Genomic DNA, 11,073 nt, shown 5'->3' on the forward strand with positions numbered 1-11,073 from the left:
AACTATTAATCCTTACTTGGCGTAAACTCAAACGTTCGGCCTTCTCTGGCACATTCAATATTAATATGCTCGCCATAATTTGCCTGTAAATGTGTTTCTATTGCGAGTAGCTCGTCATCGGCTCTTGTTGGGTCGTGGCTTATAATCGCTAAATTTTTAATACACGATTGCATTGCTAATTCAGCTACTTGCTTAAATGTACTATGCCCCCAACCGTGCTTAAGCGTGAGCTCTTCGGTAGTAAATTGTGCATCATGAATTAATAAGTCAGCATCTTTAATAAAATCAGCCCACTGGGTAACTGTGGTTTTAACAACACCGGGTGGGGCCAATTCGTTATCTGTTATATAAGCAATTTTTTTGCCTTCAGCATGCACACAATACGCTGTACCACCGCCTGGGTGATTTAACGGCGCGGTAAATACGTTAAAACTATTTAGAGTAAAGTTTTTTTGAGTAGCAAGCTGAGTGTTTAATGTAATGTTTGCAGGTAAGTGTTGGTAGCTAACCGGAAAAAAAGAGCCAGACATTTGCATTAAAATCGCATTTTTAGTTTGCTCGTCTTCAACATCACCTACAACAATGGTTATATCACGATCGGCTTGGTAAATAGGCTTAAAAAAAGGAAAGCCTTGAATATGATCCCAATGATTATGCGTTAATAAAATTGCAATGGGGGTCGTGTGCTCTATGAGCTTGTCACCTAACTGTGCAATGCCCGTTCCTGAGTCGAGAATCAGGCTTTTGCCATTTGTTTGCTCAACATACACACATGAGGTGTTACCACCAAATAGGTGCGTATGCTCACCCGGAGATGGCATTGAGCCTCTTACGCCATAAAATTTAACTTTCATAATTTAGGGCTTAACTCCATCAGGGTAAAAGTTAAACTTAGATAGACTGACATTATTAGAGGCATTATCAAAGCATGTACTGCTAAGTACCACTTGGGTATCTGTTTGTAAAAGCATTGATGTAAACTGATGTGTGCCATCGCATTGATTAGCCTGATAATAACCAAGCGTATTTTCTCCAAATAAGGTGTCGATAGTGCCATTAGCTAATATACGGCCAATCACCCCTTTAGAATCACTCATGCCTGATAAAATTATACTACCTGTAGTATCAATCGCCGCATCGGTAACTTTAGTATCAGAACTTGGTGCTAATTGATATTGCCCCACACCACTAGTGGCAAAGCTTGTATCTTCGCTACCATCTGGTTGTAACTTGATGATCACCGCTTGGTTTGGCGTAGTGCCTTCATTAGCAACTAAATAGAGATTTGCCGCGCTATCGGCGAGTATTTTTGCTGCTCTATTACTAATATCTGTCGAAGAGCGGCTATCTGTATAGCTAAATAGCGCGTTAGCATCATCGTCTATTTTCAACATTATTAATTGCGAGTCACTGCCAGATACTTGCTTGCCTGCAATATATATATCTTTATTTGCATCTATATAGAGTGTTTCAAAAAACTCATTTGCGCTGCCGTAATAAGCACCGCTTGTACCAAAGCTATTTTCTAAATTACCATCGCTTTTTAACATCGTTGCAAACGACCTTTTTACGCTTAAAGCATTAGTCGAAGATCCTACAGCAACAATATAGCCGCTGCTATCTACTGCAACATCTGCAAAGTTAATATTGATATTTAATATATCTACAGTGGTATAAATACCTTCGCTGGCAAAGCTTTCATCTAGGTAACCGTCTTGGTCTACTTTTGCTATAAAGCCTTCTTCGTTTAAACCGTTTATGAGTGTACCCGCAATAATGATGCTGCCATCGCTAAGCTCTTTTAAAGTAATGGTTTTAAACGCAACATCAATATTTAAGGCTTTACTACCATCAAGGCTAAAGCTGGTATCAATAATGCCTGCACTGGTATAGCGAGTGAGCACTAGCTTATTATTAGTATTAAGTTGTGCAATAGAGGCACTTAAAAACTTATTGGCTTGCACGCCGTTTTGTAGCTGCAATACATTCATCGATAAGTCGTCTGAGCTAACACTTAAGTCATTTATACTTGTATAGCCATTTATTGCAAAGTCGGTGTTTAAATTTACATCACTCGTTATTGACGTTACAAAAGGCTCATTAGATGAATCGTTAAATTTGCCTGATAACCACAGAGTGTCATTTACATCAATAGTTGATGCATTAGCAGATTGATGACTGATAACGTTAGAGACGATGTTTATGCCTGCATTGCCGTAGCTAGTGTCAAGCGCGCCATCAGATATAGATACTCGCGCCGAAAATAGTTGCTCGTTTTGGGTATCACCAGAGGCTTCCACACCAGTAGTACCTGAGAGAATTAGTTGATTACTCATAGGGGCGTATTGCACCCCCGTTATTTGTGCGCCGCCATTAGCAGAACCAGAGTTTCCATCAATATTATAAATTGTAATTTCTTCTTCAATATCATCATCGTCAATATCGCCTAAGTGGTCGACTGAAATCAAAACGGCTTCTTTTTCACCTGATGGACGAGTAATATAACCTCCTAAATAAGCAGTAAAATTAATCGCGTCTATGCCACCAATAGCAAATAGCTCATCGTCCCCTTCTTCATCCGATAAATCTAATATAAGCGCTTCGCCAGAGTTAAAACTTCCTCGATTGTTGCCATCCGGAATAAGGTATCTGATAGTTGCATCTAAATCACCTTCTTCACCTATGGCGCTGCCCACTACAAGTAAATCAGAGTTACCAAAGTTTTTAATAGCGTGTGATTCATCATCCAGGTTCTGGCCACTTACATCCACTATACCTGGGCTGCCTGATTCATAAGCGAGGGACGATACATCAAATTTAAGAAATAAACTGTCTTTGTCTGAGCCACTTACCGAGTAGCCAACGCCTTGTATTTTATTATCGGTGAACTCAAGGTCGTTTATTACAGATTCACTAGCCAGTGTTGTACATTTAGTACCGCTGTTAGCGTCACCAGAGTTAGTACTTATAATGCCTGTAGCACTCATTTTTAATAAACATGCTTCAGTTTCTGAGCCATTAAAGCTTGAATAACCTATAAACAGCTCACCATTACCAGAGATGATAGCAGTGCCTTTTTCATCTTCACCTAGGTCAATTGTTATAAAGCCATTGCCATTAAATGCTGTGTTTACATTGCCGGCATTTGTATATGAAGCAACAATAATATCTGCGTCTGAGTTGTTATTGTATCCAACAAAATAAAGGTTAGTGTTAAGCTCAATACTGTCGTTAAATTCACCGTCAGAAAAAACACGCGTAAGGTCTATTTGCCCACTAATTGGCCGCCCAAATGTATCATCTTCCACTGGAATTAGCGGGTCGTCTTCGCGAATAATGTTTACAGTAACGGTTATTGTCGTGGTTTCATTTGGAGAACCATCATCAGTAATATTAATATCTATAGTATGTTGCGTAGCCGTTTCATAATTGAAAGGGCTTGTACCATTTGCGCTTAATTGCCCGCTAATGCTATCGATACTAAATAGCGTTGTTTCGCCGCCGCTTAGGCTAAAAGTGAGGATGTTATTTTCAATATCAGACGCTGTTACAGTACCAATTGTTTCTCCATCTGTGGCATTTTCACCAATAGCAAAGGTTTGGTTTACTGCCGTTGGAGCATCGTTAATTGGTACAATTGTAATGGTTAAATTACCTTGCACCTCATCAGTACCATCACTTAATGTGTAGGTGATTGTTGCTGTGCTTTCGTTGTTTAAGGCGGGGGTATATTTAATCTCATTATTTTCAAGGCTCGCTGTACCAATATCCGCTGTAACAGCTGTTATAGCTAGGGTATCGGTTGCATCTGCATCGGTGTCGTTGCTTATAACGTCAATGGTTGTTTCGGGAGCATCTTCATCGATTGTTGCTGTATCAGGTTGCGCTACAGGCGCATCATTTACCGGGGTTACATTAATGGTTAGTGTTCCCGCAGCAGTGTCTGTACCATCGCTTAGGATATAATTTACGATTACTTGGCCATTAAAGTCGGCTTCTGGCGTGTAAACAACGTTAGCACCAGAGCTAGAAATAGCGCCAACATCAGCATTTACAGAAGTAATAGAAAGAGTATCGTTTTCTATATCAGTATCGTTGCTCAGCACATTTATATTTGTTGCTGCGGCATCTTCTAAAATAGTGGCAGTATCAGGGTTTGCTACAGGGACATCGTTCACAGGTGTAATTGTTACTGTAAGCGTACCTGTAGCACTTTGCGTACCGTCACTAATAGTGTAGGTAACGCGGGCAGTGCCATTATCGTTTGCTTCAGGTGTATATTGAATTTGATTATTAGCAATAGAGACATTACCAACATCACTTACTACTGAACTAATTGTTAAGTTATCGCCATCTAAATCAGTATCATTACTTAGTACATTTATTAAAGTTGCCTGTGCATCCTCAGCAATTGTAATATTATCGGAATTTGCCACGGGTGCATTGTTAGTCGGAGATATAGTTATTTGTAAATTGGCGCTGGCACTCGCTCCATTACCATCTGATACTGTATAAGAGACAATGGCAACTCCATTACTGTGAGGGGGGGGGCTATACTGAATTTTATTATCAACAATACTGGCTGAGCCAAATTCGGTGCCAACACCTGTTATAGTTAAATTATCACTGTCTATATCTGTATCGTTGGCAAGCACATCAACTAAAATTGGCGATCCATCTTCTTGCATTGCGGCGCTATCAGCCACCGCAATGGGGGCATCGTTAACCGGTATAATAATGAGGGTGGCTATTGCGCTACTTTGAGCTGGCGTGCCATCTGCAATGCCATCAGAAATCGTATAGTTTAGGGTTACTTCACCAAAGTAATTGGGCTCAGGTGTATACTCAATTCTATTGTTTACAATGCGTGCGCTGCCGATTGTATTTGTAACATTAGTAAGGGTAAGTGTATCGCCGTTGGCATCGGTATCGTTTTCTAATACGTTTAACAAAGTAGCAGGGCTGTCTTCTAATAACGTATATTCATCGTCATTAGCTTCAGCAGGGGAGTTAGACCCTGTTTTACTTAATACAACTTGTGCTGTGGATGTTAGCCCTTGTTCATTTGAAACTGAATAAGTAAAACTATCAACATCTAATGCATCTGAATCGGGTTGATAGGAAAATGACCCATCAACGTTAAGTGCCAAAGTACCGCTTTGTACGTTAACTACGGGAGTGGTGTTAACGGTGAGATTACCTGGCTCTATGTTTACATCGTTTTTAAGTAAGCCATTTTCAGCTGAAATAACCAGTGTTTGATTATATTGAAATTGGTATTCATCATTTTGAGCATTAGGGGTATCAGGCATGCTATTTATTGTGAGTGTTGCCGTTGCAGTGGCCGTGGCACCAAAAGTGTCGATTACTTGGTATTGAAATTCATCGATACCGTAGTAGTTAGCATCAGGAATATATGAAAAACTACCATCGGTAGCTAATTGCAATTGCCCATGGGCAGGTGAAACAATATAAGTATCATCAATGATGAAAGTATCATTATTAGGGTCTGTGTCGTTAGCAAGTAAACCCTGGCTAGCATCAACTACAAGTGTGGTATCTTCATCTACACTATAGCTATCGTTTGCAGCAGTAGGCGGGCTATTTTGATCCAGTGCATTAATTGTAACACTTGCAATAGCCTCAGCACCTTGAGTATCAAAAATACGGTACTGAAAACTATCAGTGCCTTGCATATTTGCACTACCTACATATTCAAAGCTGCCATCAGCAACAAGTGTGAGAGTACCTTTAATCGGTAGGCTAACAGGCGTTGTATCTAGAGTGAGCAGATCTTGGTCTATATCGCTGTCGTTATTTAATAAGCCGGGGGCGCCAACTAATAACGTTCCGTCAGCACTTATGTTGTATGTGTTACTAAGGGCTATGGGGGCATCGTTTACAGCATTAATCGTAATTTCTACAATGCCGGTATCTGTCATCCCAAGCTCATTAATTACTTGGTAACTAAATGCATCAATGCCGTTAAAGTTAGCTCGCGGGGTATAAGTAAAATCACCGCTTTCGCTGAGTGAAATACTGCCATGCTGAGGGGTAACTAAAGGGGTTGTGTTTATATATAGCTCCCCTTGGTACTCATCAGTGTCGTTAGTTAAAACGTTGCCTTGCAAGGCTTGATCTTCATTAACTAAAAATTGATCGTTTACCGCTTTTGGCGCAAAGTTTAGCTCTCCTCCTTGCGGTGCTACGTTAATTAACTCAGCAAAGCCACTTTCACCACTGCCATCTACACCAGTTATTAAAACTTGATAGCTTTTATCAGCTAATAGGTTGTCTACACTAAAGCTAGAGCCAGATACACTTAAAAACTGCTGGCCATTTTCTAGCGTATTTATATTGCTGGTGGTAATGCCTGCTTCGGTTGCTAAGTAAATATTGTAGCGGTTTAAGTTTTCGTTTTCTTGCCACGCTAAATTAATCGTTTGTCCGTCTCGCTGTGCTGTTGTGCCTTCTATTTGGTAGGGTTGCCAATTAGCCGTCACTGCGTCTGCAAGTACCTGGTTGTTAAGGCTATCGGTGATCCATATCTCTAAGCGTAGATCACCAGGATCAACGCCATAAAAGTAAGGGCTCAACCCTATAACCGACTGCTCAAAATCTGTTCCACATGCTTGTGTGCAAAGTGCTAGGCTTTTATTTACACTCGGCAGTACTAAATTTACTGCGCTAATGCCATCGGGATCAGACACGCTAAGTAAAAAAGTGATATTGCCTTGTATCACTTCATTAGTTTGCGAAAGAGTTATTGTAGCCTGAGAGTTTGCAACCGTTGTGCCTATAACCCCTCTGCTAGAGGCCACAGCACCCGACACCTGTGTTTTAGTAACAACAGAGTCACCCGTTATACCTGTAAGGTTTATCGGTGTATCAGAAGGGGTGGGTGTAACTTGTTCTACAGGTAGCTGTTCTGAGTCTTGTTGAGCTGTCTCATCGGAGCCTCCACACGCACTAAGCAAAAAAACCATTGAACCGAGCAAAAAAAGGTTCTTTGCTGTCATTCTACATACTCCAATAAAAAGCTTTATATTCAAGTTACTTAACCTGAATACTAGTTAAGAAAATTATTACCCACAGTGCAGGTTACTTAAGGTTCTAATCTAAAGTCGCCACCGGCATTTACAGCAGGGTTATTAATTTCACTAAGGCTAAAATCACCCGTGATGGTATCTATGTCATTTAAAAACACAGCATCAATTTGGCCAGTTGCTTTATTGTTGTTATGAGAAGCAAATGTAACGGCTAAATCTAGTTTGGTTAAATCAATTAAGCCGCTGTAAGCTGCGTACCAGTTGCCGCCAGCATCATTAAAGCTAATTTCACCATCGGGAACTGTGCCGTTATCAAAATCTACCGACATAGACATAGAAAAATCACTGACTTCTCCTAGGCTCGACGACACATCAAAGCTGGTTGCTTGGTAATTAAAAACACCTTGGCGCTGCGCGATTTGGTCAATTAAGGTTGCATCATTTACCGCCTGAAATTGCTGCTGAGCATAAACATCAGTTATTGATATATCGGCCTCTGTCGTTTTTTCTGAAGTATTGTTTTGTACTATTGATTGCTGCTCTGTTGGTTGCTCAGCACTTGTGTCATCACTAATAGTCGCTATGGTTTGGGTAAAAACAGCAGGTGCCTGAGTTGTTTTAATCACGCGCCCTAATGAAGTAACCTGCGCAAAAGAAAAAGGCTCATTACTACCAAGGGATACAACGCTTTGATCTTCTAGTGTTAAATCTATTGCGCCATCCCAAACAGCTACATACATATCACCATCTATAAGCTGTAGTTCAAAATGGGTACCGCGAATACCAATTGATCCAACCGGTGTTTTAACACTGTACGCGCCACCATTTTTTTTAATAACACCCGAAATAGAGCGCAGCCCGCCTTTTATTAGCTCAATAGAGGCAGAGCCTTGCTGAGTCGTTGTATTAAACTCATAGTTAGCAATATTTAGCTCAGAGTTTTCTTTTAATGCTATTAAGCCGCCATCAGACATTGAAAATTGCGCTCTGCTTTTTTCGCCAGTCGTTATTTTATCAACGCCATACACCGTGTCGCGTCGCTTAAGTGTTCGTTGTTGAGCGGATTCGGCATCTGTAGCAAGTACAGCGCCCCGAGCTAAAATAGTTTTTCCTGCAACAGTTGTGCTCGCTTGAGAATAAAAACTCACACAAAGTAAGGTGGTTAATACCGGAATTAAATGTTTCATAAGTACCTTAATTAGAATGAGTAACTTGCGCTTATATTGGTATCAAAGCGATCGTATTCGAACAAAGAAATATCACTGGTTTTGTCTTGGTAGTTCAATGCTAATTGCAACGCTAAACTTTTATTAACTAAGTAGCGTAACGAGCTAGAAAGTATCAATAGGTTATCGCTTCGCTCTTGAAGAAATAGCGGGTGCTCATCCTGATATTCAATCCATTGATACCCTATTTGTGCAGAGACTTGCCATTGTTGGCTAAGTAATGCATTTATTTGGTAATAAATTCCGCTAATGCTTCTTGCATTAAACTCACCTTCGTCAATGTTAGCGCTTTCATTTTTAAAGTTTGCGCTAACGCTTTGGTACCATTTTTGAGATAGATAACTTGCACCTATATTAAGAGTGTAAAAGGAGTTATCTAGTTTCTCGTCAAATGTATTATTCATAAGGCCAATTGATAGCGCTCCAAATACACTTAACTGTTTATCAAACTGGTAACTAGCTCCACTTGTTAATGATGTCTCGGTTCTGTATAGCTCGCCATCTAACAGTAAAGGCGTAATACCAGCTTGCAAATACCAGAGGGTGTTATCATTTAACTTTTGTTGGTATCGACCTGATATATTGGTATTAATACGGTCGTATTCAGATAGCTCATTAAATTTATACCAATCGGTATTTACACCTAAAGCAAAAGAGCTTCGCTGATCAATGGGGTGAAAGTACCGCCCTTTATAATTTAGCTTTATATAATTATCGTCAGTGCTTTTACTTTCTGGTGATAGTAAAAACTCACCCAAATTAGGGATTAAAATTGTATCCTCAGAGGTGCCTGCATTAACGTTACCATCTACACCATATGCAAGCTCAATGCTCTGATCATATGTACGCTCTGTTAAGCGCTGCTTGTGCTGTGATGTTGCTAATAAAGAACGAGCCGCTTTTTTTACACCCTCTGGTGAAGTATCAGTATTAATTAATAAAGTCGCTTGAGCGTTAGCTGCAGGTAAATTATTGGCAGCAATATAAGATTTTACTAAATATAAACGTGCCTCATACCACTGTGGTTTTGCTTCTATTACTCGCTCAAAAGCAAATACCGCCGGAGCAGAAAGACCAGAATTTAGTGCTGAAACCCCAAGCAAGTAGTCAAAATCAGGTTCGCCCAAATATTTATAGTGTTTTTGACTGCTTTTGTATGCTTCATCAAATTGCTTTTGCGAAATTAAATATTGCAGTTCACCAAGTAGCTTTACATAGGAAATATTATTTTGAGCTTTTGCATTCAAACTAGCAAAAGAAAGGTAACCAAGTAATAAAATAAAAATAGCGTGTTTGATCATGCTCGTTAGAATATCCCAAGAAGAAGTGGTGGTTTGCTAATACTAAATGCTATTAAACGTTAATAAGTTAGCACTTTCTGTTTATATGTAAAGTATATTGGTGCATTATTGTGCGATTGTAAACAGCAAACTAATGTTAATATCTGAACAAGTAAGGTATTAGGTAAAGTAGGATAGATGAGCAAATTTAAATTTAAAAACGAACGGGGGATAAAACAGGAACAAAAAGAAAAGAATGGGGCGATTGACGGGGCTTGAACCCGCGACAACCGGAATCACAATCCGGGGCTCTACCAACTGAGCTACAACCGCCACTACACACCTCGTTTGGTGTGGCGCGCATAATACATAATATTATAAATGTTGTGAAGCCTAAAATTAAAAAAAATCAAAAAAAATAAATATTTCATAAAATTGCCTACTATCAGTAAAGGTTCATAAAGAGTGTGTAGCGTAATAGCGCTGACAATAAAAACTATTTTGTAGTGATAATTTACTATTTAATGAGAATAAAATGTAAATTAATGTATACTCACTTGCGGGAAATTGCTTAATAAAAACTATTTGGAGTTACTATGGATTCAATACTTACTTGGCTAAACGAAAATTCAGGCCTAATTTTACACTACGGTATTCAAGCAGTTATTGCGCTTGTTATCTTTTTACTTGGTAGCCGTATTGCCAAGTTTTGTGCAGGTTTAACAGAAAAAACATTCGATAAAAAGAAAGTTGATAAAGCTGTAGGCTCATTTGTATCGAGTATAGTTTATGCTATCGTATTTGCTGCCACTATTTTAATGGCACTTTCGCAAATCGGTATAGAAACAACCTCGTTTATTGCTATTTTAGGTGCGGCTGGCCTAGCTGTTGGTTTAGCGCTGCAAGGTTCGCTGTCTAACTTTGCATCTGGCGTACTTATTATATTACTTCGTCCATTTAAATCTGGTGAGTTTGTTGAAGCTGGCGGTAAAATGGGCACAGTTAAAAAAATCGAAATATTCTCTACAGAGCTTCGCACTCCAGATAACAAAGTAATTATCGTACCAAATTCACAAATTATGTCTGGTGCAATTACTAACTTCTCGCGTGAGTCTACTCGCCGTATCGATTTAGTAATTGGTGTAGGTTACGATGCTGACTTACGTAAAACAAAAGAAGTATTACAGTCAGTACTTGACGCAGAGACTCGTTTACTTAAAGATCCAGCATACACTGTTGCAGTTTCTGAACTTGCAGACTCAAGCGTAAACTTTATTGTGCGTCCTTGGGTAAACTCTGGTGATTACTGGCCAACGTACTGGGCATTATTAGAGAACATTAAAATTGCATTAGATGATGCAGACATTACAATCCCATTTCCACAAATGGATGTACATTTACACAAGCAAGATTAATACAAATCCGCAATAATACTTAATCATTTTGCGGGGTTAAACGTGTCGCTATCTGCGTTAAAAAATTCTCATTTAGAACAACTAAATAGCGAATTTTTTGCCT

General features: G+C 39.4%; 5 protein-coding genes and 1 tRNA gene. 1 reads left to right on the plus strand and 5 read right to left on the minus strand.

All coding sequences use genetic code 11. The features are described 5' to 3' along the window. Window positions 1-5 precede the first annotated feature (5 nt). The 5 genes from PAT01_RS02750 to PAT01_RS02770 form a co-directional block, all read right to left on the minus strand. A complete protein-coding gene (locus tag PAT01_RS02750; protein ID WP_154944680.1) occupies window positions 6-854 on the minus strand; it encodes an MBL fold metallo-hydrolase in 849 nt (282 codons plus the stop codon). Window positions 855-857: 3 nt separating this feature from the next. Further along, window positions 858-7,019, minus strand: coding sequence for a beta strand repeat-containing protein (locus PAT01_RS02755; protein ID WP_154944682.1), 6,162 nt, complete (start codon window positions 7,017-7,019; stop codon window positions 858-860). An 86-nt stretch (window positions 7,020-7,105) separates the two neighbouring features. Further along, on the minus strand, window positions 7,106-8,236 hold the full coding sequence (locus PAT01_RS02760) for a FecR family protein (protein ID WP_154944684.1): 1,131 nt from the start codon (window positions 8,234-8,236) through the stop codon (window positions 7,106-7,108). 11 nt (window positions 8,237-8,247) lie between these two features. Beyond that, window positions 8,248-9,576, minus strand: coding sequence for a porin family protein (locus PAT01_RS02765; protein WP_154944686.1), 1,329 nt, complete (start codon window positions 9,574-9,576; stop codon window positions 8,248-8,250). Between the two features lie 236 nt (window positions 9,577-9,812). After that, window positions 9,813-9,888, minus strand: a tRNA-His gene (locus PAT01_RS02770). A gap of 263 nt (window positions 9,889-10,151) precedes the next feature. Here PAT01_RS02770 and PAT01_RS02775 point away from each other — a divergent pair. Next, on the plus strand, window positions 10,152-10,970 hold the full coding sequence (locus PAT01_RS02775) for a mechanosensitive ion channel family protein (protein WP_024032471.1): 819 nt from the start codon (window positions 10,152-10,154) through the stop codon (window positions 10,968-10,970). The last annotated feature ends 103 nt before the right edge of the window (window positions 10,971-11,073 follow it).

Source organism: Pseudoalteromonas atlantica (assembly GCA_007988745.1).
In the GTDB taxonomy this organism is placed as follows: Bacteria; Pseudomonadota; Gammaproteobacteria; order Enterobacterales; family Alteromonadaceae; genus Pseudoalteromonas; species Pseudoalteromonas atlantica.

Excerpts from the sequence above, each read along its gene's own strand:
- PAT01_RS02750 (WP_154944680.1), bottom strand. The coding sequence starts at position 854 with ATGAAAGTTAAATTTTATGGCGTAAGAGGCTCAATGCCATCTCCGGGT.
- PAT01_RS02755 (WP_154944682.1), bottom strand. The coding sequence starts at position 7,019 with ATGACAGCAAAGAACCTTTTTTTGCTCGGTTCAATGGTTTTTTTGCTT.
- PAT01_RS02760 (WP_154944684.1), bottom strand. The coding sequence starts at position 8,236 with ATGAAACATTTAATTCCGGTATTAACCACCTTACTTTGTGTGAGTTTT.
- PAT01_RS02765 (WP_154944686.1), bottom strand. The coding sequence starts at position 9,576 with ATGATCAAACACGCTATTTTTATTTTATTACTTGGTTACCTTTCTTTT.
- PAT01_RS02775 (WP_024032471.1), top strand. The coding sequence starts at position 10,152 with ATGGATTCAATACTTACTTGGCTAAACGAAAATTCAGGCCTAATTTTA.